The organism is Aestuariivirga sp. (assembly GCF_020252395.1).
Taxonomy (GTDB): Bacteria; Pseudomonadota; Alphaproteobacteria; order Rhizobiales; family Aestuariivirgaceae; genus Aestuariivirga.
Map to the genome: position 1 here is coordinate 1 of NZ_JADCDB010000041.1, position 23,139 is coordinate 23,139.

A 23,139-nucleotide genomic window follows, 5' to 3' on the forward strand; every position below is an offset into this window, starting at 1 on the left:
GCCGCTCATCCCCATGGCTTTCACCAGATCGTCGACCGAGCGGGTCGATATCCCCTGCACATAGGCTTCCTGGATGACGGCGGTGAGCGCCTTCTCGGCCATGCGCCGGGGGTCGAGAAAGCCCGGGAAGCAGCTGCCCTTGTAGACGAAAATTCACTCTAAGTATCTAAGTATATTGGTGAGCCCGTCGGGGTTCGAACCCGAGACCCTCTGATTAAAAGTCAGATGCTCTACCGCTGAGCTACGGGCCCACAGCCGGGCACAAGACCTGGCGGATAGATGCGGAACATAGAGGGGGGGATGGGGGGCGGTCAACTGATTTGCAAATGCCCTTGCTATCGCCTCAAGGCTGGCGACATGCTAGCGGAAACACATGAGAATCTCCAAACGGCCGGAACTGGGATGACGGATATCGCGATTATCGTCCTCGCCGCGGGCAAGGGCACGCGGATGAAATCCGACCTTCCCAAAGTCTTGCACAGGGCGGCTGGCCGCAGCCTGCTCGGTCATGTGCTTCATGCCGCGCGGGAGCTGGAGCCGCGTGAAGCCGTCGTCGTCGTGGGTCCGGATATGGAGGCTGTGTCGCGCGAGGCGCAATGGGTCTTCCCGGATGCCCGGAAGGCCGTGCAGGTGGAGAGGCTGGGGACCGGCCATGCGGTGTCCATGGCGCGGGACGCCCTGCAGGACTTTTCGGGAACCGTGCTTATTCTTTACGGCGACGTTCCCTTGGTCGCCACGGAGAGCCTGCGGAAGCTCGCTGGTCTTGTGGGCGCCGGCATGGCGCTGCTGGGTTTCGAGGCCGCTAACCCCCACGGTTATGGCCGCCTGGTGCAGGATGCCTCCGGCCATGTAGTGAAGATCCGCGAGGAGCTTGATGCCAGCCCGGCGGAGCGCGCCATCCGCCTGTGCAATTCGGGAATCATGGCCATTGACTCCGCCTTGCTCTGGTCGCTCTTGCCGAAGCTCGGTAATGCCAATGCCAAGGGTGAGTATTACCTCACCGATCTGGTGGAACTGGCCGCCGCGGCGGGCGCGGCCTGCCGGCTTGCCACTTGCGCTGAGCAGGAGGTGGCAGGCGTCAACGACCGCATTCAACTCGCTGCCATCGAGTCGGCGCTGCAGCAGACCTACCGCCGCCGCCACATGCTCAATGGCGCCACGCTGGTGGCGCCGGAGACGGTGTTCTTCTCGGCCGACACGGTGATCGGGCAGGATGTGGTGATCGAACCGAATGTGGTGTTCGGACCCGGTGTAGAGATCGGCGGCGGTGTCGAGATTCTTGCCTTTTCCCATATCGAGGGGGCGCGGGTTGCGGTGGGCGCCCGCATCGGCCCCTATGCACGGCTGCGCCCTGGCGCCGATATTGGCGAAGAGGTCCATATCGGCAATTTCGTCGAGGTGAAGAAGGCGGCGATCGGCAAGGGGGCCAAGGCCAATCACCTGACCTATATCGGCGACGCGCGGGTGGGGGCGAGGACCAACGTCGGAGCCGGGACCATCACCTGCAACTACGATGGCTTCGAGAAACACCTCACGGATATCGGCGAGAACGTCTTCGTCGGTTCCAACACGGCGTTCGTCGCCCCGGTCAGCGTCGGGGACGGCGCATCGATCGCGGCGGGCAGCGTCATCACGCGCAATGTTCCTCCCGACGCTTTGGCCATGACGCGCGCGGAATTGGAGCTGCGCGAAGGCTGGGCAAAGCGCTATCGCGACATGAAGGCAGCCCGCAAGGCCGAGCGGAACAAATAGGATCAGAATTCATGTGCGGCATCGTCGGCATTCTTGGCAAGGAACCCGTGGCGGACAAAATCGTCGAGGCGCTGCGGCGGCTCGAGTATCGCGGTTATGACTCCGCCGGTGTCGCCACGCTGACGCCCAACGGGATCGAGCGCCGCCGTGCCGTGGGCAAGCTCAAGAACCTCGCCACCCTTCTGGCGCGCGAGCCGCTGGAGGGCGCCTCTGGCATCGGCCACACGCGCTGGGCGACGCATGGCGGCGTCACCGAGACCAACGCGCATCCGCACACCGTGGGGGACGTGGTGGTGGTGCATAACGGCATCATCGAGAACTTCCGTCCGCTCAAGGATGAGCTGATTGCGGACGGTGCGGTGTTCGCCACCCAGACGGACACGGAAGTCGTAGCGCAACTCCTGTCGCGCGAGTTGCGGCGCGGACATGCGCCGCGCGCGGCCGTGAAGGCGGTGCTGGCGCGGCTCCATGGCGCTTTCGCGCTGGCCATCCTGTTTAAGGGCGAGAACGGCCTGATGATCGCCGCACGCAACGGCCCGCCGCTGGCCATCGGCCATGGTGACGGCGAGATGTTCGTGGGCAGCGACGCTATTGCGCTCTCTCCCTTCACCAACCGCATCACCTATCTCGAGGATGGCGACTGGGCGGTGCTAACGCATAACTCAGTTGATATCTATGATGCCCAGGGCAAGCCGGTAAAGCGGCCGATGAGCTTCAGCCAGGCCTCGGCCATGCTGGTGGACAAGGGCAACCACCGGCACTTCATGGCCAAGGAGATCGAAGAGCAGCCCGAGGTCATCGGCCACACGCTGGCGGAATATGTCGACTTCGCGGAAGGCACGGTGCGCGCGCAGGAGAAGCTGCCCTTCGATTTCGCGGCCCTCGACCGCGTCACCATCACCGCCTGCGGGACGGCCTCATATGCGGGGCTCACCGCCAAATACTGGTTCGAGCGCATCGCGCGGCTGCCGGCCGAAGTCGATATCGCCTCCGAGTTCCGCTACCGCGAGGCGCCGCTGCCGAAGAAGGGGCTGGCCATCGTCGTGTCGCAGTCAGGCGAGACCGCGGATACGCTGGCAGCCCTGCGTTATTGCAAGCAGCAGGGGCAGCACACGCTGGCCATTGTCAATGTGCCTGAGTCGACCATTGCACGCGAAAGCGATATGGTGTTGCGCACCTATGCCGGCCCCGAAATCGGTGTGGCCTCCACCAAGGCCTTCACCTGTCAGCTGGCAGCGCTTGCGTGCCTCGCCATCCTGGCCGGCAAGATGCGAGGAACGGTCACCGTCGAGCAGGAGAAGGAGCTGGTCGCGGCGCTGATCATGGCCCCGCGGCAGATGACCGAGATCCTGAAGGATGAGAAGCACATTGCGGACATTGCCCGGGAGATTGCCAATGCGCGTGACGTGCTGTTCCTGGGGCGCGGACTCAATTATCCGATCGCGCTGGAAGGTGCGCTGAAGCTGAAGGAGATTTCCTACATTCATGCCGAGGGCTATGCGGCGGGGGAGCTGAAGCATGGGCCGATTGCGCTGATTGACGAGAACGTGCCGGTGATCGTCATTGCGCCGCATGACGAGCTTTACGACAAGACGATTTCCAACATGGAGGAGGTTGCGGCGCGCGGCGGCAAGATCGTGCTGCTGACGGACGGCGACAGCATGAAGGACAACGGGCACAAGGCCTTCCGCACCATCCGCGTGCCAAGGGCAAACCCCTTCGTCAGCCCGCTGCTCTATGCGGTTCCGGTGCAGCTCCTCGCCTATCACGCGGCGGTTTTCATCGGCACCGACGTGGACCAGCCGCGGAACCTTGCGAAGTCCGTTACCGTCGAGTGACAGTTCCGCAGCTGACGCTACGCCAAGCGCGGCAAGGCGCGATCCGGCAATGTCCAAGCAATGCGGGCTGATGATTCTCCTGCGGCCGGGCGGTTCGCCAGGCGTTAGAGAGGTGTCGGGTCTGAGATGCGCGGTGATCGTCTGTTTTTCCTCAACTCATGGATCACGTCTCCGCAGCGGGTCGGCGCCGTGGCGCCCTCTGGCGCTGCGCTCGCCAATCTCATGACACGGGATTGCACGGCTGCGACTGCACCGATCCTCGAGCTTGGACCGGGGACGGGCGCCTTCAGCTCCCGCCTGATCCAGCGGGGCGTCCGCGAGGAAGATCTCACTCTCGTTGAAAGCGGCCCAGAGTTCGTCAAACTGCTGCAAGAGCGCTTGCCGCGGGCGCGCGTGCTCTGCATGGATGCCGCGGGCCTGGCATCGGTGCGGCTCTACGCGTGCGGCGGAGCTGGAGCCGCGATCAGCGGTCTTCCGCTGTTGAACATGTCCACTCGCAAGATCGTGAAGATTCTCGCGGGGACGTTCAGGCAGCTGCGCCCCGGGGGCGCGCTTTATCAGTTTTCCTACGGCATGAGATGCCCCGTGCCGAGGCCGGTTCTTGACCGGCTGGGACTTCGCGCCACATTCGTCGGGCGCGCGATGATGAACGTGCCGCCGGCAGCGGTCTACCGCTTGACGCGGCGCCCCCCAACCAAGATTGCCTCCGCGCCCGCGTCTTGGGCCGGCCAGCGGTGATCCTCATTCCTTGCCGCGGGGATGTCCCCTCGCCGTCTCGCGCATCCACTGAAAGGTGACGTAGAGCAGCGGAATGAGGAAGATGCCGAGCACCGAGGCGCCGATCATGCCGCCGAAGACGGTGGTGCCCACGCCACGGCGGCTGAGCATGCCCGCGCCTTCCGCGAAGACCAGCGGCACGAGTCCGGCGATGAAGGCGAAGCTCGTCATCATCACCGCGCGGAAGCGCTCCTTGGCGCCGGTGGTGGCCGCATCCATGATGCTCTTGCCCTTCCGTCTGGCCTCCATGGCGAACTCGACGATAAGGATGCCATTCTTCGCGGCAAGCGCAATCAACACCACGAGGCCGATCTGGGCGTAGAGATTGTTGGAGAGACCCGAGACCTTGATCGCCAGCAGCGAGCCCATGACGCCTGCCGACACAGAGAGCAGGACCGCGATGGGGATAGACCAGCTTTCATAGAGTCCGACGAGGAAGAGATAGGCGAAGAGCACAGCGAGTCCGAGGATCATCGCCGTCTTGCCGCTCGCCTCCTTTTCCTGCAGCGCGGTGCCCGTCCACTCATAGCCGAAGCCCCTGGGTAGCGAGACGGATGCCACTTGTTCCATGGCGGCAATAGCCTGGCCAGAGCTGAAGCCCGGGGCAGGGCTGCCGTTGATGGTGGCGCTCCGCACGTTGTTGAAGCGCGTGATGGACTGCGGGGCAAGGATGAGCCGCGCCTCGGCGAAGGAGCGCATCGAGACCATCTCGCCCTCCTTGTTCCGCACCGAGATGCGGTAGATGTCGTCGATCTTGGCGCGGTCCACCGCCTCGCCCTGAACCGTCACCTGCCAGGTGCGGCCGAAGAGGTTGAAGTCGTTGACGTAGGACCCGCCGAGCACGGCCTGCAGCGTGGCGAAAACGTCGGAGAGATCGACGCCCAGCGTCTGGACCTTGTCGCGGTCGATGTCGAGGAAGAGCTGCGGCGTGTTGGCGGAGAAGGTGGTGAAGACGCGGCCCAACTGCGGATTCTGGTTGGCGGCAAAAACCAGGCCGCGGGCGACGGCCGCCAGTTCACGCGGGGGCGAGCCGGAGAAATCCTGAAGCTGGAATTCGAAACCCGAGCCGGTGCCGAGCCCGATGATGGGCGGCAGGTTGTAGAAAACAACGTTGGCCTGCTTAATCGCCTGGCCCTTGGCCAGCAGTCTGCCGATGATGGCGTTGACGTTGAGCGACGGATCGCTGCGCTGGGCGAAGGGATCGAGCGTCAGCACAAGCAACGCCGCGTTCGACTTCACCTGGCCATCGAGCATGGAGTAGCCCACGACCGTCATGACGCCGGCAACGCCCGCTTCCTGCCCAGCCAAGTCGGAGACCTGCCTGGCCACCGCCTCGGTGACGTTGACAGAGGAGCCCTCCGGCAGCACCACTTCGCCGAAGATTGCGCCCTGGTCCTCGGCGGGGAGGAAGCCCGAGGGCGTGACCTTGAACAGCCAGCCCGTCACCGGGAAAATCACCGCGAGCGCGATGAGGCCGATGAAAGCCATGCGGACGAGGCGCTTGACGACGGCGGCATAGCCATCGCGCGCCATGTTGATGCCGCCGAGGATATGCCCCATCGGGAAGCGCTTGGGGCCATGGCTGTTCTTGAGCAGCACGCCGCATAGCGCGGGCGAAAGTGTCAGCGCATTGAGCGCCGAGATCGTCATCGAGACGGTGACGACCACGGCGAACTGCTTGAACAGCTCGCCGGAGATGCCGGGGATGAAGGCCACCGGCACGAAGACCGACATAAGCACGAGGGTGATGGCGATGATGGGTGCCGTGATTTCGCCCATGGCTTGGCGAGCGGCTTCCTTCGGCGTGATGTTGGGGTCTTCCTCCATCTTGGCCTCGACCGCCTCGACCACCACGATGGCGTCGTCCACCACAATGCCGATGGCCAGCACGAGCGCCAGCAGCGACACGGTGTTGGCGGAGAAGCCCAGCGCCATCATGACGGCGAAGGTGCCGATAAGGGAGACCGGCACGGCGATGAGCGGAATAATGGTAGCGCGGACTGACCCAAGGAACAGGAACACAACGATGACCACCAGCGCGAAGGCCTCGAGCAGGGTCTTCACGACCTCGTGGATGCTTTCCTCCACGAATTTTGTGGTGTCATAGGTGACCTTGTAGCTCATGCCTTCGGGAAAATTAGCCTTGGCCTCCTCAAGGAGAGCGTCGACGGCTTCGGCACTGGCGAGCGCGTTGCCGCCGGGGGCCTGATAGACGCCGATGACGGCGGCGGGCAGACCGTCCTGCCGGCCCAGCGTTTCCATCAGGCGCGCGCCGAGTTCGACGCGGGCCACGTCCTTGAGCCTTACGAAGGAGCCGCCTTCGGTGGCGCGGATGACGACATTGCCGAATTCCTCCGGCGTGGTGAGGCGGCCCTGGGCCTGGATTGACAGCTGAAAGGCCTGGTCGGGCAGCGACGGGGCGGACCCGATGCGGCCGATGGCGGCCTGCACGTTCTGCTTCTTCAGCGCATTGATGATGTCGGCCGGCATCATCCGATAGTCGATCAGGCGCTGCGGATCGACCCAGATGCGCATCGAATAGTCAGTGGGGGTGAGCAGGCTCACGTCGCCCACACCGCGTACGCGCTTCAGCCGGTCGAGCAGGTTTATGGTGACGTAGTTGGACAGGAACAGCTGGTCCTGCTTGGGATCTGTCGAGGTGAAGGCCACCATTTGCAGAATGGCGGAGGACTTTTTCATCACGCTGACGCCCTGGGCGCGGACCTCCTGTGGGAGTTGCGCCTCCGCGAGCTTCACGCGGTTCTGGACATTGACGGTGTTGAGGTCGGGGTCGGTGCCCACCGCGAAGGTGATGGTGAGGGTGTAACTGCCGTCATTCCCGCTCGTGGACTTCATGTAGAGCATGTTGTCGACGCCGACCACGCGGGATTCGATGGGCTGACCCACGGTGCTTTCGACGACCTCGGCGGAGGCGCCAGCATAACTCGCGGTGACCTGCACCTGCGGCGGCACGATGTCCGGGAACTGGGCAACCGGAATCTGCGTCATCGCCACGAAGCCGGCGATGGTGATGACGAGCGAGATGACGGCCGCGAGACGGGGGCGGCCGATGAAGATCGAGGAAAACATGCCGTTTACGCCTCCGGCTTCACTTCGGTGACGTCCACGGCCTGTCCGGGCCTCACCTTCTGCACGCCTTCGGTGACCACCAGCTCGCCCGCCGAGAGGCCCTTGGCGATGGCGATGAAATTGGCGTCCTGCCGCAGTAGCTCGACCCGCTTGACCTCGATCTTCTTCTCGGAATTGACGATCAGCACGAAGGGGCCGGACTGGTCGATCTGGATGGCGTTGACAGGCACGACCAGCGTTGGTTCGGCTGATGAGGACTCGATTGTGGCCGTGACCAGCTGGCCATCGACCAGCCTGCCTTGCGGGTTGGGGAAGGTGGCGCGCACGTTGACGGCATCGGTGCCGGTGTTCACGGCAACGTCGAGGAAGTCGACTTTGCCGGGATACTCGTAGCGTTTTCCCTTGCCGATCTCGACATAGACGGTGTAATCGCGCAGACGGGCATTATCGCCCATTTCCTCCTTCACCGCGAGAAGGTCGCGCTGACTCACCGGGAAGGTGACGCCGATCGGGTCCTGCTGGACGATGGTGGCGAGCGTGCCGCTCTGCGGGCTGACGAAGCTGCCCACGGAGAGCAGCGACTTGCCGATACGGCCATCGATGGGCGCGTGGATCTCGGTGTAGGAGAGCTGAAGCTTGGCCTGGTCCAGCTCGGCCATCAGCTTGTCATACTGCCCTTTGGCCTCATTGCGCGCGGTGCGGGCATCGTCAAGCTTGGTCTGGGCGGAGGCTTCCTTGCTCACCAGCGTGGTCTGGCGGGCGAGTTCGATCTCCGTGCGGTCAAGGCGGGCCCTGGCCACGGCCACAGCGGCCTCGGCGGCGGAGACCTTGGCCTGATAGGGTTCCTGCTCGATCACAAAGAGCAGGTCACCCGTCTTGACATCCGCACCTTCGGTGAAGTTCTGCGTGTCCAGATAGCCTTCGATCCGCGCGCGCAGGTCCACCTTGTGGAGCGCCTCGACACGGGCGGAGAAACTGACTGCCGGCCGCAGGTCCTTGGCCTCGACCTTGACCACGGTGACGGCGGGGATGGGGGCAGGGGCGGCGGCCTGCTGCTGCTTGGAACCATCGTCACAGCCGGTGAGCAGGCCGAAGAGGAGAAGCATGACGCCAAGTCCTGCGCCGCGTGCCGAGATTGCCATGTCGCCCCTCTGTCAGAGAATCCGCTGCCTGTTTGATTAAGGCCTCAGCCCCGTGAAAGAAAGCACGCGATTGTGAAGGCCCGGCTTCATCTGCCTTCGCGGGAATGAGTGCCGGCGGAGAGTGGCGGCCGGCTAGTGATGCTGCATGTCCTTCGGGCGGTAGCTCTTTCTACGGCTGTCGTAACCGGCGAAGTAGTCGCGCACCTGTGGGTGGCGCACGGGTTCGCCGGTGTCATCGACAAGCAGGTTCTGTTCGGAGACATAGGCGACGTATTCCGTCTCATCGTTCTCGGCGAGCAGGTGATAGAAGGGCTGGTCCTTGCGGGGGCGGATTTCCTCCGGGATCGCGTTCCACCATTCCTCCGTGTTGTTGAACACCGGGTCGACGTCGAAGATGACGCCACGGAATGGGAACAGCCGGTGGCGCACAACCTGGCCGATAGAGAATTTCGCGGTCGAAGCGTAGCCCATCGCCCCTGCTTGCCAAGGATAGCGGCCGAAGGCAAGAGGCTGTGCCCGGTTTGCCCGCCGGTTGCTTCCAACGGTCCTCGCCGTCCTAATTTGCCAATCGGGCAGGCCCAGACGGGGCGGCACGCATCGCGCGCGGCAGATTCGATGACGGCGCCAGCCCATATTGCATCGCGGCGCGGCGGAGGGGGCCGAATTGGGAGAGCAGCGTCAGCCCCATGGCGCGGCCGGTCTCCAGCGCCATGAAGCCTGACAGCAAGGAGCGGTTCATCAGGTCGATCACCTGCTGGCGCGGCTGCACGTCGCGCCGGCGCATGGCGTCGTAATCCGCCAGGATGGCGGGCGCTCCGGGATCGTCCTCGCCTTCCATCAGGCCGGCGGCCTCAGCGGCATCGCGCAGCGACATGTTGAGGCCCTGGGCGCCGATGGGCGGCACGACGTGCGCGGCCTCGCCGATGAGCATGATGCGGTTGCGCGCAAAGTCCCTCGCCACCAGCCCCTGCATGGGGAAAAGGCGGCGCGCGCCAATATCGGAGACGAGGCCGAGTGCGCCATGTGCGCCGATCTGGATCTCGGCGGCGAGTTCGCGGCCGGACAGTTCCATCAACTCCGCGGCGCGGGCCGGGCGTTCCATCCAGACCAGTGCGGAGCGATTGCCCGGCATCGGAACGGTGGTAAAGGGGCCCGCCGTCTTGTGGTGTTCGGTCGAGATGCCGTCATGGGGTCCCGAATGCGTGAAGCTGGTGGCCAGCGCCGTCTGGTCATAGCTCCAGCGGTTGGTGCGGATGCCGGCTGCCTCGCGCAGGAGAGAATTGCGGCCATCTGCAGCGAGCGCCACGCGCGCGGTGAGGCGCTGACCATCGGTGGTGGTGACGGAGACGGAGCCGGCGCCTGTGTGCACGGAGGCCGCATCGGCGCCCGTGAAAGTGACGCCCAGCTCCTGGGCACGGGAGAAGAGGGCAGTGATGAGAATACCGAGTGGGAAGTTCCAGCCGAAGGCCTCCTCGCCGAGTTCAGCCGGGTCGAAGGTGATGGTGGGCGCCTTGAACAGCGAGCCCGTGTCATCGATGAGGCGCAGCTTGCGCAGCGGTTGGGTCGCCTCCTTCAATTGTCCAGGCCAGAGGCCCAGATGCATGAGAAGCCGAATCGAGGGCAGCATGAGGGCCACGGTGCGCGGGTCCGTTGCGTCCGCGTGATCCTTCGCCACCAGCGCCACGCGGCGGCCGTCCAGCGCCAGAAGGCAGGCGGCGGACAGCCCGGCGGGGCCGGCCCCGGTCACGATCGCATCGAATTCGCTCATGGCGCGAAAATGGGCTTCCGCGGAACCGGGTGCAAGGGCGCTTTCGCCGCAGTCAGCGGTTGGCGATCGAGGTCGCTTTCATACTGTCGCGGCCGGAGAAATGCGCATGCCAGTGGCCGAGCTTGGGGTGGCCGTTGCGCCAGTGAAGATCGGGCAGGCGGAAGTCGATGTAGGCGAGGGTGACGGCCACCGCGATAGAGCCTGCGTTGACGTCCTGCAGGAGGTCCATCCAGTTGGCCTCGAGTTCGTCGAAGCTTGCGTGAAGGCGCGTCTCGGTGCGGGCCATCCAGTCCTCCCACTGCAAGCCCTTGGGGCGGGCAGCGGTCTCATAACGGTAGGCGACGGCGGCATCGGCCAGCCCCTGGCCCAGCGCCTGCAATGTCAGCACACGGAAGCGCTTGGCGGGCTCGTGCGGGATGAGATTGGTGTTGCCGGCGGCGTGGGCGAGATATTCGATGATCACGCGGGAGTCATAGACGCCATGGCCATGGCCGGTCTCCAGAACCGGTATCTTGCCGATGGGGGAGAGGCTCGCGAGCTTGGCGTTGACCTCGGTGGGCTTCACCGGCTCCACGATGTGCTGCACCTTGTCACCCAATCCCACCTCATGGGCGGCGACAACGGACATGCGGACGAAGGGGGAAATCAGGTCGCCGTAAATCTTCATGTTGCAGCACTCCTCGCAAGACTGTGGAGGCCAGAGGCTAGGCGAAGATCCCGCCGCTTCCAAGGGGCGGCGGGATGTTCTCAATATTTACGGAGAAGGCCGATGAGGCGGCCCTGCACGCGCACTCTGTCAGGCCCGAAAATGCGGGTCTCATAGGATGGGTTGGCGGCTTCCAGCGCCACCGAGTCGCCCTTGCGGCGCAGGCGCTTCAGGGTTGCCTCCTCGTCGTCGACGAGGGCCACGATGATGTCGCCGTTGTGCGCGGTGTCGCCCTTGCGGATGATGACCGTGTCGCCGTCGAAGATGCCGGCCTCGATCATCGAGTCGCCCTTGACCTCGAGCGCGAAATGCTCGCCGCCCGAGAGCATTTCCGGCGGCACGGCGATGTTGGCCGTGTGATCCTGGATGGCCGAGACCGGAACGCCCGCCGCGATGCGTCCCATCAGCGGCACGACAGCGGCTTTGGGCGCGCCGTCATTGGTGGCGGAGACCGGCTTGACGCGGCCAAGATTGCCCTGGATGACGTTGGGCGTGAAGCCCGGAGCCTTCTTCGGCGTGAGGCTGGGCGAATGGGCATCGGGGAGCTTCAGCACTTCCAGCGCGCGGGCCCGGTTGGGCATGCGGCGCAGGAAGCCGCGCTCCTCCAGCGCCACGATCAGGCGGTGGACGCCGGATTTGGACTGCAGGTTGAGGGCTTCCTTCATTTCCTCGAAGGAGGGGGGAACGCCTTCCTCCTTCAATCGTTCATTGATGAACAGGAGGAGTTCGAGTTGCTTCCGCGTCAGCATGGGTCTGGTCTTTCGCTAGGGCTCGTTGTCCGGAATCGGAACAAATCCAAAACAAAGATATCCGTACCCTTTTAGTTCTGCAAGTGTTTACTTTCCGTAACTGTTCAGAAGTCCAGACGTAAGATTTTCACGACGTCACCCTGGCCTGCCACTTTGGCGAAGGGTGGCCTGACGATCAGCGCCTGGGCCTCGCGGAAGGTGCGCTGCATCGCGGAATCCTGCCTGGCGAAGGGGGTGACGGTGCGGCTGCCGTCCGCAGCCTCCACCAGCGTGGCGCGGACATAGTCCTGCCGGCTGTCGTTCTCCTTCATTGGCGCGCCGAGGCGAGCCTCGGTGAGGTCATCGCTGGCGGGAAGCCCAAGCAGCGCATCGATGAGGGGCTTGAGGAACAGGCGCGCGCAGACGAGGGCGGAAACCGGGTTGCCGGGAAGGCCCAGCACGTGCTGGCCCCCGCGGCGTCCATACATGAAGGGCTTGCCCGGCCGCATGGCGATCTTCCAGAAGCCGATCTTCACGCCGGAGTTCTTCAGCGCCTCCTGTACATAGTCATGATCGCCCACCGAGGCGCCGCCGGTGGTGACGAGGATGTCGGCCTTCGCCGCTTTCGCGATGGCGCGCTCGGTGGCTTTCGGATTGTCGGCGACGATGCCGAGACTGACGGCCTCCGCCCCGAACAGCCGCGCCATGGCGGCCAGCGCGTGGCTGTTGGAAGAAACGATCTGATCCCGCTTGGGCCGCCCGCCCGGCGCCACCAGCTCATCGCCGGTGGCGAGGATGGCGATGCGCGGCCGCCGCACCGCCGCCACCGTCCCGGCATTGGCGGCGGCGGCCAGTGCCATGTCACGGGCGTTGAGCCGGAGGCCCTTCGGCAGCAGCGCCTCGCCGCGCCGGAAATCGAGGCCGCGCACCCGCACATTCTGGCCCTGCCGGGCGGCCTGGAGGATCTCGACGCGGCCGCCGTCCAGCGGTTTTGCGTTCTCCTGGATCGCCACCGTATCAGCGCCCGGCGGCACCGGCGCCCCGGTGAAGATCCGCACGCATTGCCCTGGCCTGACGCGGCCCTTGAAGCCGTGGCCGGCGGCGGAGAGGCCCATGAGCTTGAGCGTGGCGGGTGCATTTACGACATCCGCCGCCATCACGGCATAGCCATCCATGGCCGAGGCATCGAATGGCGGCTGGTTGCGCGCCGCCTTCAGCGGTTTGGCGAGCACGCGGCCCAGCGCCTGGTCGAGTTTCACGATCTCCGCAGGCAGCGGCTTCACACCCTTCAGGATGCGCGTACGCGCCTCGTCGACGGGGATGAGCGCCATGGCCTTACTCCGCCGTGAAATGTCCGGACTTGCCGCCGGTCTTTTCCACAAGCCGGAGGTTGGTGATCTTCATGCCGCGGTCTGCCGCTTTCAGCATGTCGTAGAGCGTGAGGCAGGCGACGGCGCAGGCGGTGAGGGCTTCCATTTCGACGCCGGTCTTGCCGTCGACCTTCACGGTGGCTTCGACATGGATGGCGGACGCGGCTTCGTCCGGCGTGAACTCTACCGTCACCCTGGTCACCGCCAGCGGGTGGCAGAGCGGGATCAGCTCATGCGTCTTCTTGGCCGCCATGATGCCGGCGATGCGGGCGGTGGCGATGACGTCGCCCTTCTTGGCCTTGCCCTCGAGGATAAGCGCAAGCGTCGCGGGTTGCAATTCGACAAGCGCCTTCGCAGTAGCCGTGCGGCTGGTGACATGCTTTTCGGAGACGTCCACCATGTGGGCGTTGCCGTCGGCGTCGAGATGGGTGAGGCGGCTCATGGTTTTTCCAGAATGGCGCGGGTGGCGGCGGTCACGTCCTGCTGGCGCATCAGGCTTTCGCCGATCAGGAAGGCGTTGACGCCGGAGCGCGCCAGCCTCGCCAGATCGTGCGGCGTGAACAGCCCGCTCTCGCCCACCACGGTGCGGCCCTTCGGGATCAGCGGGGCGAGCCGCTCGGTGGTTTCAAGCGTGGTTTCGAAGGTGTGCAGGTTGCGGTTGTTGATGCCGATGAGCGGCGAGCGGAGTTTCAGGGCGCGTTCCAGCTCCGGCTCGTCATGGACTTCGATCAGCACGTCGAGGCCCCAGTGCCCGGCTGCACTTTCGAGCTCGGCGGCGAGCGTGTCGCCGATCATCGCCATGATGAGCAGGATGCAGTCGCCGCCCCAGGCGCGCGCCTCCACCACCTGCCAGGTGTCGAGCATGAAGTCCTTGCGGAGCGTGGGGAGCGCGCAGGCGGCGCGGGCTGCGGTGAGGAATTCGGGGGCGCCCTGAAAGGACGGCGTGTCGGTGAGTACGGAAAGGCAAGCTGCGCCACCGGCCTCATAGGCCCTGGCCAGCGCCGGCGGATCGAAGCCGGCGCGGATGAGGCCCTTGGAGGGGCTCGCTTTCTTGATCTCGGCGATGAGGCCCCACTGGCCCGCCGCTGCCTTGGCGTCGAGCGCCCTGGCGAAGCCGCGCACCGGCGGGGCGGCCTTGGCGCGCGCTTCCAGCTCGGAGAGCGCGGTGAGGGTCTTTGCCTTCGCCACTTCCTCGCGCTTGTAGGCGGCGATCTTGTCGAGAATGGTTGCCATCAGCCGTTCGATACCTTGATGAGCCTGGTGAGAGCGGCTTCCGCCGCACCGCTGTCGATCGCCGTTTGCGCGGCAGCCACAGCCTGCTTGAGGCCGGGCTCGCGGCCCGCCACAACGAGAGCGGCCGCCGCCGTCATCACCGCGGCGTCGCGGAAGGCGGAAGGTTTGCCGGCCAGCACGTGGCGAAGCGCATCGGCATTGTGCCCGGCGTCGCCGCCTTTCAGGTCGTCGGCGGACGAGCGGGCGAGGCCCGCTTCCTCCGGCGTGAGGGTGAAGGATGTGATCTTGCCGTTCTTGAGTTCGGAGATCCATGTCGTGCCGGTGGGCACGATCTCGTCCATGCCGCCTTCGCCGTGGCAGATCCAGCAGGCCTCGCAGCCGAGGTTCTGCAACACCTGAGCGAGCGGCTCCACCCACTGTTTCGAGAATACGCCGGTTACCTGCCGCTTGGCGCCGGCCGGATTGGACAGGGGACCCAGCAAATTGAAGATGGTCCGCGTGCCGAGCTCGACGCGCGAGGGGCCGACGAACTTCATCGACGAGTGGTGAGACGGCGCGAACATGAAGCCGAGGCCCGCCTCCGCAATGCATTCGGAAATTTTTCCGGGCGGAACATCGATCTTGACTCCCAGCGCCATCAGCACGTCGGCGGCGCCCGAACGCGACGACAGGGCGCGGTTGCCGTGCTTGGCCACCTTCAGCCCCGCGCCGGCGGCAACGAAGGCCGCGCAGGTGGAGATGTTGTAGGAGCCCGAGGCATCGCCCCCGGTGCCGACGATGTCGATGGCGCCGGCGGGGGCTTCCACTGGCAGCATCCTCTCGCGCATGATCTCGACGGCCCCGGTGATCTCGTCCACCGTTTCGCCGCGCACGCGCAGTGCCATGAGGAAGCCGCCGATCTGCGAGGGCGTCGCATCGCCCGACATCATCACGTCGAAGGCCTCGCGCGCTTCGGCGCGTGTGAGCGGCGTTCCGGCCGCGACCTTGGCGATCAGGGGTTTCAGTTCAGCCATCAGCGGGCCCTCGCCAGTTCGAGGAAGTTCTTGAGGATCATGTGGCCATGCTCGGAGGCAATCGACTCCGGATGGAACTGCACGCCATGCACGTTCCGCGTCCTGTGCTGCAGGCCCATGATGAGCCCGTCGGCCTCGGCAGTCACTTCGAGGCAGTCCGGCAGGCTGTCACGCTCGACGACGAGGGAATGATAGCGCGTGGCGGTGAAGTCCTGCGGCAGGCCCTTGAACACGCCCTGGCTGGTGTGGCGGATCTGGCTGGTCTTGCCGTGCATTTGCGAAGGCGCACGCACCACCTTGCCGCCAAAGGCCTGGCCCATGGACTGGAGGCCGAGGCAGACGCCGAAGACGGGGATCGTCTCCGAGGCTTTCTCGATCAACTCAAGGCAGATGCCCGCTTCGTCCGGCGTGGCGGGGCCGGGCGAGATGACGATGGCCTCCGGCTTGGCCGAGATCACCTGGCCGACGCCGATCTTGTCGTTGCGGTGGACCACCGTCTCGGCGCCGATGTCGCCCAGTACGTGATAGAGGTTCCAGGTGAAGCTGTCGTAATTGTCGATGAGGATGATCATTGCGCCCTCCCGGCCCGGCCGGCGAAGCGAACCGCTTCCTCCGCGGCGCGGAACAGCGCCTTGGCCTTGTTCACGCATTCCTGGTGCTCGGACTCAGGCACGCTGTCGGCGACGACGCCCGCTCCAGCCTGGACATACATCTTGCCGTCCTTGACGATTGCCGTGCGCAGCACAATGCAGGTGTCCATTTCCCCGCCGGCGGAGAAGTAACCCACGCAGCCCGCATAGACGCCGCGCTTGTTCTTTTCGACCTCGTCGATGATCTCCATGGCGCGCACCTTGGGCGCACCCGAGACGGTGCCAGCCGGAAAGCCCGCCACCAGCGCGTCGATCGCGTCATACTTGTTCGAGAGCTTGCCCTCGACGTTCGACACGATGTGCATCACCTGGCTGTAGTATTCGAGAATGAACTGGTCAGTGACCTTGATCGAACCGATGTCGGCGACGCGGCCCACGTCGTTCCTCCCGAGGTCGAGCAGCATCAAATGCTCGGAGCGCTCCTTGGGGTCTGCCAGAAGCTCGGCGGCGAGTGCCCGGTCTTCCGCCGGTGTTGCGCCGCGCCGGCGCGTGCCGGCGATCGGGCGGATCGTCACCTTGCCATCGCGCACGCGCACCAGGATTTCGGGGCTGGAGCCGATCACCGAAAAGCGGTCGAAGTCGAGGTAGTAGAGAAAGGGCGATGGGTTTACCCGGCGCAGCGAGCGGTAGAGCGCGAAGGGTGGCAGCGTGAAGTCGGTCTCGAAGCGCTGCGACAGCACCACCTGGAAGATGTCGCCCGCCGCGATGTACTCCTTCGCCTTCAGCACCATCGCCTTGTATTCCTCTGGGCTGGCGTTGGAGCGCGGGTTGCCGATGGGCGAGAGGTCCGTCTCCTTGAGCGAGAGATCGAGCGGACGGTCGAGTGCGTCGACCACCTCGCCGATGCGCTCGCTGGCCCGCGCATAGGCCGCCTTCGCCGAGACGCCGGGGGCAGGGTAGACGGGGGAGGTGACCGTCACCTCGTCCCTCACGCTGTCGAAGATCGCCATGACGGTGGGCCGGATCATCATCGAGTCCGGCAGGCCCAGCGTATCAGGGTTGGGCTCCGGCAGCTCCTCCATGAGGCGCACCATGTCATAGCCCATGTAGCCGAAGACGCCGGCGGCCATGGGGGGTGCATCCTCCGCGAGCTTGATGCGGCTCTCGGCGAGCAGTGCCCGCAGCGACGGCAGCGGGTGGAGGCCGGTGTCCTCGAAGAAGCCGTCAGGATCGAGCGCGGCCTTGCGGTTTATCTGGGCCTTGCCGTTCTCGACCTTCCAGATCAGGTCCGGGTTGAGCCCGATGATCGAGTAGCGGCCGCGGACCGCACCGCCCTCGACGGACTCGAGCAAGAAGGAATAGCGCGCGTTGCGGGCAAGCTTCAGCTTGGCCGAAACGGGGGTTTCGAGGTCGGCAACGAGCCTGGTCGATACGATCTGCGCTTCGCCGCGGTCATAGGCGTGGGCGAAGCTGTCGTAATCGGGGGAAATGATCATGGAGCTGTTCCGGCAAGTGGGTCACGGGCTCAGTTCGTCTGCTGTCCCGCAACCTGTTGCCAGAGGGCCTCGTTGATGCTGACCCCCACCTGGCTCTGCAGTGCGTTGAGATAGGCCGTGAGCATGGCGTCGGCCATCTCCGGCTTGAGCCTTTCGGCGATGCTCTTCGCATCGGGCGAATTGGGGTCGAAGGGCGGCAGCAGAACCGGCGCCGACTGCATCACGCGCGCGCCCTTGCCGTCAGGCTCGACAGCATAGGCGAAGCCGCTGTCCGGCACGGAGAACAGCGCGCGGACGGCGGCGGGCCCGAAGCCGGCGCCCGCCTCGCCGCGCTTCAGCCCCTGGGCGGTCTGCACCTGGGCATTGGCTTCCTTGGCGAGGCCGTCGAGGCTGGCGCCGGACCTGGCGCGCTCCACCAGCTTCCTGGCCTTGTCTTCCGAGGCGGCTTTGACCTTGGCGGCGATCACCGCGGCACGGGCCTGGTCCTTCACCTGGTCGAAGGGTTTCAGCGCCGCTGGCACGACTTCGCGCACCTCGTACCAGACGTAGCCGTTGTCGAGCGGGATCGCGTCATTCTCGACGCCGACGTCGCTGGAGAAGCTGGCCTGCAGCACCTCCGCCGCATGCGGAATGTCGATGGGCTTGCCCGCCTTGTCGTTGCCCCGGGCGTCGGTCCCGGTGATCAGGATGAAGGGAATGCCGGCCTTGGCGGCAATGTCCTCGAATTTGGTCTGGGCGGCGCGCGCGTCTTCCACCGCTTCATAGGTGGACTGGATCTGCTCCATCGCCTGGTCCATCTTGACGCGTTCGGAAAGCTGCGGCTTCACCTCGTCGAGTGTCGCCTGGTGTTCCGGCTCGATCTTCACCACCTTGAGGAGTGCGGTGGACAGCGTGCCCTTGATCGGGTCGCTCACCGTGCCCTCTTGCAGCGCGAAGGCGGCATCGGCAATGGCCGGGTCGATAAAGTCGGCCTTGGTCTTGCCAGCGAAGGTGGCGTCGGCCTCGGTGAAGCCGCGCTCCCTGGCCAGCGCCAGAAAATCGGCGCCGGCCGCCAGCTTGGCCTTGGCGGCCTCGGCTTCGGCGAGGCTGGGGAAGGTGATCTGCAGCACGGTGCGCTTCTCGGGCGAGAAATACTCGGCCTTGTGCTTGGCATAGCCGTCGGCGAGGTCCTGGCCGGTGAGCGTGATCCTGGCGGCGATGTCGGCGGGTTCCGCCTTCATGATGGCGATCGAGCGGTATTCGGGCGCGGTGTAAGCGGCTGGATCGGCGTCATATTCCTTCTTGATCTCGTCGGCGGTGGGGGCTGCCACTTCGCTGTCGGCGGTGGTGACCGTGAAATAGCGCGCATCGCGCTGTTCGTTCTCATAGCGGTACTGGGCCTCGATCAGGCCGCCGCCGGGGGCCGCGCCGGCGGCGGCCGTGCCGGTCAGTGCCCCGCGCAGCATGCGCTTGCGCTCCTCCGCGAAAAAGGTCGATTCGCTGTAGCCGTTTTGCGCCAGAGCCTGCTTGAAGCGGCCAGCGTCGAACTTGCCGGCCGAATCGAGGAAGGCCGGATTGGCCATCATGTAGGTGGCCAGGAACTGGTCGGACACGCCGAGCTTCAGCTTGGCGGCCTCGTCGTCCAGCGCCGCGCCCTGGATCAAAAAGGTCAGCACGCCCTTGTCGATGCCGAAGGCGCGCGCCTGCTCGGGCGTGATGCCCTGGCCGGTCTGGCGGGCGATGTCCTGCAGCCGGTCCCGAAAGGCCTTGTCATATTCCTCGGCGGTTACCTTCTGGCTGCCGACGGTGGCAAGCCCGCCGGACGAACCGAAACGGAACACGTCGGCGATGCCCCACACGCCGAAGCTCACGGCCAGCAGGCCGATGAGGAGCTTCGCCACCCAACCCTTGGCGGCTTTGCGCATGGAATCCATCATGTCGGAACGTCCCTCTGAAATTGCCGGACCTCGGCGGTTGCACAGCACTATAGGTAGGCGAACACCCCCTCGCAAGCGGGGGATGCGTCTGCTAAGAGTCTGTTTCGCAAAGGAGTGAGAGCAGTCAATCATGGCAAGCGAAGGGCCGCGGCCGCTGGTCGCCGGAAATTGGAAGATGAACGGCAGCCTGGCGATGTTGAAGGAGCCGCGCCTCCTTGCCGCCATGCTCAAGGACGTGAAGCTGAAGGCCGACGTGATGGTCTGCCCGCCGGCGATTCTGGTCCGCCGGGTGAAGTCGGTGCTGAAAGGTTCCAAGATCAAGGTCGGCGGCCAGGACTGCCACTGGTCCGCGTCCGGCGCCCATACCGGCGACATTTCGGCGGACATGCTGAAGGAGGCGGGCTGCACTGCCGTCATCGTCGGTCATTCCGAGCGCCGCACCAACCATGGCGAAACCGACGAGATCGTGGCGAAGAAGGCCAGGGCCGCGCAGAAGTCGGGCATGAAGGCCATCATCTGCATCGGCGAGACGCTGGAGGAGCGGAAAGCGGGCAGGACGCTGGACTTGGTCGCCCGCCAGCTCAAAGGCTCCCTCCCGGAAGGTTCGTCCGCGTCCGATACGGTGATCGCCTATGAGCCGGTCTGGGCTATCGGAACCGGGCTCACCCCCACAACGGCGGAAGTGGCCGAAGTCCACGCTCTCATCCGTCAGGAACTCTCCGGGCTGATGGGAAATGACGGTGCAGCGGTGCGCATCCTCTATGGCGGCTCGGTCAAGCCGTCCAACGCCGGGGAGCTGATGAGCCAGCCCAACGTGAACGGCGCACTGGTCGGTGGGGCGAGCCTCAAGGCATCTGATTTCCTTGGGATTATCAAGGTGTTCGCGTAATGTCTGAAATCCCTACTTTAACGAAGCGCAGGCTGCAGGCCGAGGTCATCGGGCCGATCTATGCCGAGATGGTGGAGCAGCTCGGCGAGGAAAAGGCGGCCGCCATCCTCGACTCCGCCATCCGCAAGGCCGCGGTGGCTGAGGGCAAGTATTTCGCCGGGAAGACCGGCGGCCAGACGTCCATGGCCGATTTCATCAGGCTATACGACAACTGGACGGCAGACGGGGCGCTGGAGATGGAGGTGCTGAAGGCCGATGACGCCTCCTTCGACTTCGACATCACCCGCTGCCGCTATGCCGAGACGTATAAGGAAATGGGGCTGGGCAAGATCGGTCACCTCCTGTCCTGCAACCGCGACGGCACCTTCTGTGAAGGCTATGACCCCAACATCACGCTGGAGCGCAAGCAGACCATCATGGAGGGTGCTCCCTGCTGCACCTTCCGTTACAAATACAAATCAGCCTAAATCTATAGAAGCTCAAGGCGAGTAGCCCTCGGCCGTCTCGATCCGGCAGGCCGATGAATTCTGGCGCAGGGTTTTGCGCGGGGCATGTTCCGGCGAAGACCACAAGGCCTGCAGACGCGCAATGGCCGGGGCCTCTGTTTCTGCCTTCGTCACCTTCTGACCCTGCTTCGGGGGTTGCAAGCCTTGGCCGCTGCCGGTTGCTTTCCCCATATGAAGCAGGTAAAGCCCACCCGCTATTCGATCGGAAAGTCGCGGAACACCCATGGAAACCGTCATTCTCGTGATTCATCTCATCGTCGCGCTGGCGCTGATCGGGGTGGTGATGCTGCAGCGCTCCGAGGGCGGCGCACTTGGCATCGGCGGCGGCGGCGGTTCGGCGGGCAACCTGTTCACGGCGCGCGGCGCCGGCAATGCGCTGACGCGCACCACGGCCTGGCTGGCGGTGGCCTTTTTCTGCACCTCGATCGCGCTCACCGTGATCGCCACCCACCGCGGCTCCGGCTCGGTGATCGACACTGTGGCGCCGCCGGCGGCAACCGGAACCCAGCCGGTGGCGCCGGCACAAGGGGCGGGCGACAGCAGCCTGCTGCCCAAGCTTGCACCCGCCGAACCGGCCCAGCCGCAGGTTCCAGTCAACCCGTAAGGGCGCGCACCCGTTTAGTTATCCACACGGCCCGGAAACTCCGTTTCCGGGCTTTAAAACGTGATTTGAAGAAGATAGGGTGAAGGTCCATGGCGCGATATATTTTCATCACCGGCGGCGTGGTCTCCTCACTCGGAAAAGGTCTGGCATCGGCGGCGCTGGGCGCCCTGCTGCAGGCCCGCGGCTTCACCGTGAGGCTCAGGAAACTCGACCCCTACTTGAACGTCGACCCGGGCACCATGAGCCCTTACCAGCATGGCGAGGTCTTCGTCACCGATGACGGGGCCGAGACCGACCTCGACCTCGGCCATTATGAGCGCTTCACCGGGCGCCACGCCAATAAGCAGGACAACATCACGACGGGCCGCATCTACCAGGAGATTATAGCAAGGGAGCGGCGCGGCGACTTCCTCGGCGGCACGGTGCAAGTGATCCCGCATGTCACCGATGCCATCAAGGAGTTTATCCGCAGCGGCAATGAGGGCTATGATTTCGTGCTGGTTGAGATCGGCGGCACGGTGGGCGACATCGAGGGCCTGCCGTTCTTCGAAGCGATCCGCCAGTTCGGGCAGGAGCAGCCGCGAGGCGACTGCCTCTACATCCACCTCACCCTGCTGCCCTTCATCCCGACGGCGGGCGAATTGAAGACCAAGCCCACCCAGCATTCGGTGAAGGAGCTGCGTTCGATCGGCATCCAGCCTGACATTCTGCTCTGCCGGGCCGACCGCGAGATTCCGGTGAACGAGCGCCGCAAGATTGCGCTCTTCTGCAATGTGCGCCCGTCGGCCGTCATCCAGGCGCTGGACGTCAAATCGATCTACGACGTGCCGCGCGCCTATCACAACGAGGGCCTCGACAGGGAAGTCCTCGATACTTTCGGCTTCAAGGACGTGCGCGCGCCCGATCTCTCGCAGTGGACGGAGATCATGAACCGCATCACCCAGCCCGAAGGCGAGGTGAACATCGCGGTGGTGGGCAAGTACACAGGGCTGCTCGATGCCTACAAGTCGCTGCAGGAAGCGCTCGTCCATGGCGGCATCGCCAACAAGGTGAAGGTCAACCTCGACTGGATCGAGTCGGAGATCTTCGAAAAGGAAGACCCCGCACCCTATCTTGAGGCCGTGCACGGCATCCTCGTTCCCGGCGGCTTCGGCGAGCGAGGGTCCGAGGGCAAGATCAAGGCTGCAACCTTCGCGAGGACGCGCAAGGTACCGTATTTCGGTATCTGCTTCGGCATGCAGATGGCCTGCATCGAGGCGGCGCGCTCGCTGTGCGGCATCGAGGGCGCCAGCTCCACCGAGTTCGGCGAAACGAAGGAACCCGTGGTCGGCGCCATGACAGAGTGGATGAAGGGCAATGAGCTCGAAATCCGCAAGCAGGGCGGCGACCTTGGCGGCACCATGCGGCTCGGCGCCTTCGACGCGGAGCTGAAGCCTGGCAGCAAGATTGCCGGGATCTATGGCGCGACCCACATTTCCGAGCGCCACCGCCACCGCTACGAGGTGAACACCCACTACCGCGGCCGGCTGGAAAGGGCAGGCCTGCTCTTTGCCGGCATGTCGCCCGACGGGTTGCTGCCCGAGACGGTCGAATACCCGGACCATCCGTGGTTCATCGGCGTGCAGTATCATCCGGAACTGAAGTCCAAGCCCTTCGATCCGCATCCGCTGTTCTCTTCCTTCATTGCGGCGGCGGTCGAACAGAGCCGGCTGGTCTAGCCC

The 23,139-nt window shown here is 65.0% G+C and carries 21 protein-coding genes, 1 tRNA gene and 1 pseudogene; 7 read left to right on the forward strand and 16 right to left on the reverse strand.

The genetic code is table 11. The features are described 5' to 3' along the window. Nucleotides 1-147 (reverse strand): annotated as a pseudogene (locus IOC82_RS16375) (transposase); the annotation flags it as partial. Between the two features lie 29 nt (nt 148-176). Further along, a tRNA-Lys gene (locus tag IOC82_RS16380) sits at nt 177-251 on the reverse strand. Between the two features lie 151 nt (nt 252-402). On the opposite strand from IOC82_RS16380, the gene glmU reads away from it, so the two are divergent. The 3 genes from glmU to IOC82_RS16395 all read left to right on the forward strand — a co-directional run bounded on the left by glmU (nt 403) and on the right by IOC82_RS16395 (nt 4,328). Then, nucleotides 403-1,752 (forward strand): bifunctional UDP-N-acetylglucosamine diphosphorylase/glucosamine-1-phosphate N-acetyltransferase GlmU, encoded by a 1,350-nt coding sequence (gene glmU / locus IOC82_RS16385; RefSeq protein ID WP_290547273.1) that lies wholly within the window; start codon nt 403-405, stop codon nt 1,750-1,752. An 11-nt stretch (nt 1,753-1,763) separates the two neighbouring features. Continuing rightward, nucleotides 1,764-3,590, forward strand: coding sequence for a glutamine--fructose-6-phosphate transaminase (isomerizing) (gene glmS / locus IOC82_RS16390; RefSeq protein WP_290547274.1), 1,827 nt, complete (start codon nt 1,764-1,766; stop codon nt 3,588-3,590). Nucleotides 3,591-3,716: 126 nt separating this feature from the next. Then, complete coding sequence (locus IOC82_RS16395) at nt 3,717-4,328, forward strand: methyltransferase domain-containing protein (protein ID WP_290547275.1); 612 nt, start codon at nt 3,717-3,719, stop codon at nt 4,326-4,328. 3 nt (nt 4,329-4,331) lie between these two features. Here IOC82_RS16395 and IOC82_RS16400 read toward each other — a convergent pair whose 3' ends face one another. The 13 genes from IOC82_RS16400 to IOC82_RS16460 all read right to left on the reverse strand — a co-directional run bounded on the left by IOC82_RS16400 (nt 4,332) and on the right by IOC82_RS16460 (nt 19,419). Beyond that, entirely contained in the window at nt 4,332-7,457 is a 3,126-nt protein-coding gene (locus IOC82_RS16400) for an efflux RND transporter permease subunit (RefSeq protein ID WP_290547276.1), read from the reverse strand. Nucleotides 7,458-7,462: 5 nt separating this feature from the next. Next, nucleotides 7,463-8,599 (reverse strand): efflux RND transporter periplasmic adaptor subunit, encoded by a 1,137-nt coding sequence (locus IOC82_RS16405; protein ID WP_290547277.1) that lies wholly within the window; start codon nt 8,597-8,599, stop codon nt 7,463-7,465. 132 nt (nt 8,600-8,731) lie between these two features. Further along, nucleotides 8,732-9,070, reverse strand: coding sequence for a heat shock protein HspQ (gene hspQ / locus IOC82_RS16410; protein ID WP_290547278.1), 339 nt, complete (start codon nt 9,068-9,070; stop codon nt 8,732-8,734). Nucleotides 9,071-9,155: 85 nt separating this feature from the next. Beyond that, nucleotides 9,156-10,367: an FAD-dependent monooxygenase gene (locus IOC82_RS16415; RefSeq protein WP_290547279.1), complete on the reverse strand. Its 1,212-nt coding sequence runs from the start codon at nt 10,365-10,367 to the stop codon at nt 9,156-9,158. Nucleotides 10,368-10,419: 52 nt separating this feature from the next. Continuing rightward, on the reverse strand, nt 10,420-11,034 hold the full coding sequence (locus IOC82_RS16420; protein WP_290547280.1) for a glutathione S-transferase N-terminal domain-containing protein: 615 nt from the start codon (nt 11,032-11,034) through the stop codon (nt 10,420-10,422). A gap of 80 nt (nt 11,035-11,114) precedes the next feature. Further along, complete coding sequence (gene lexA, locus IOC82_RS16425; RefSeq protein WP_290547281.1) at nt 11,115-11,822, reverse strand: transcriptional repressor LexA; 708 nt, start codon at nt 11,820-11,822, stop codon at nt 11,115-11,117. A gap of 104 nt (nt 11,823-11,926) precedes the next feature. Beyond that, nucleotides 11,927-13,132: a gephyrin-like molybdotransferase Glp gene (gene glp, locus IOC82_RS16430; RefSeq protein ID WP_290547282.1), complete on the reverse strand. Its 1,206-nt coding sequence runs from the start codon at nt 13,130-13,132 to the stop codon at nt 11,927-11,929. 4 nt (nt 13,133-13,136) lie between these two features. After that, nucleotides 13,137-13,613: a cyclic pyranopterin monophosphate synthase MoaC gene (gene moaC / locus IOC82_RS16435; RefSeq protein WP_290547283.1), complete on the reverse strand. Its 477-nt coding sequence runs from the start codon at nt 13,611-13,613 to the stop codon at nt 13,137-13,139. Then, complete coding sequence (gene trpC / locus IOC82_RS16440; RefSeq protein ID WP_290547284.1) at nt 13,610-14,404, reverse strand: indole-3-glycerol phosphate synthase TrpC; 795 nt, start codon at nt 14,402-14,404, stop codon at nt 13,610-13,612. Before trpC ends, moaC begins: the two co-directional genes overlap by 4 nt. Continuing rightward, on the reverse strand, nt 14,404-15,417 hold the full coding sequence (gene trpD / locus IOC82_RS16445) for an anthranilate phosphoribosyltransferase (RefSeq protein WP_290547285.1): 1,014 nt from the start codon (nt 15,415-15,417) through the stop codon (nt 14,404-14,406). The genes trpC and trpD overlap by 1 nt, the downstream gene beginning before the upstream one ends. Next, nucleotides 15,417-15,989 carry an aminodeoxychorismate/anthranilate synthase component II gene (locus IOC82_RS16450; RefSeq protein WP_290547286.1) on the reverse strand — a complete coding sequence of 191 codons (573 nt, stop codon included), beginning with the start codon at nt 15,987-15,989 and terminating at the stop codon, nt 15,417-15,419. The genes trpD and IOC82_RS16450 overlap by 1 nt, the downstream gene beginning before the upstream one ends. Further along, entirely contained in the window at nt 15,986-17,503 is a 1,518-nt protein-coding gene (gene trpE, locus IOC82_RS16455) for an anthranilate synthase component I (RefSeq protein ID WP_290547287.1), read from the reverse strand. Before trpE ends, IOC82_RS16450 begins: the two co-directional genes overlap by 4 nt. Nucleotides 17,504-17,532: 29 nt before the next feature. Then, a complete protein-coding gene (locus IOC82_RS16460; protein ID WP_290547288.1) occupies nt 17,533-19,419 on the reverse strand; it encodes a peptidylprolyl isomerase in 1,887 nt (628 codons plus the stop codon). Between the two features lie 130 nt (nt 19,420-19,549). On the opposite strand from IOC82_RS16460, the gene tpiA reads away from it, so the two are divergent. Both tpiA and IOC82_RS16470 read left to right on the forward strand, forming a co-directional pair. After that, a complete protein-coding gene (gene tpiA, locus IOC82_RS16465) occupies nt 19,550-20,308 on the forward strand; it encodes a triose-phosphate isomerase (protein ID WP_290547289.1) in 759 nt (252 codons plus the stop codon). Next, the gene (locus IOC82_RS16470; RefSeq protein ID WP_290547290.1) at nt 20,308-20,775 is read left to right on the forward strand and encodes an L-2-amino-thiazoline-4-carboxylic acid hydrolase; all 468 of its coding nucleotides are present in this window, start codon (nt 20,308-20,310) and stop codon (nt 20,773-20,775) included. The genes tpiA and IOC82_RS16470 overlap by 1 nt, the downstream gene beginning before the upstream one ends. 12 nt (nt 20,776-20,787) lie before the next feature. Here IOC82_RS16470 and IOC82_RS16475 read toward each other — a convergent pair whose 3' ends face one another. Next, entirely contained in the window at nt 20,788-21,051 is a 264-nt protein-coding gene (locus IOC82_RS16475; RefSeq protein WP_290547291.1) for a hypothetical protein, read from the reverse strand. Between IOC82_RS16475 and secG the strand changes: the two genes are divergently transcribed. Together secG and IOC82_RS16485 are read left to right on the forward strand one after the other, a co-directional pair. Beyond that, entirely contained in the window at nt 21,038-21,418 is a 381-nt protein-coding gene (secG, locus tag IOC82_RS16480) for a preprotein translocase subunit SecG (RefSeq protein ID WP_290547292.1), read from the forward strand. The two genes, IOC82_RS16475 and secG, sit on opposite strands and share 14 nt — an antisense overlap. An 89-nt stretch (nt 21,419-21,507) precedes the next feature. Next, nucleotides 21,508-23,136, forward strand: a complete 1,629-nt coding sequence (locus tag IOC82_RS16485) for a CTP synthase (RefSeq protein WP_290547293.1) — start codon at nt 21,508-21,510, stop codon at nt 23,134-23,136. Nucleotides 23,137-23,139 lie beyond the last annotated feature (3 nt).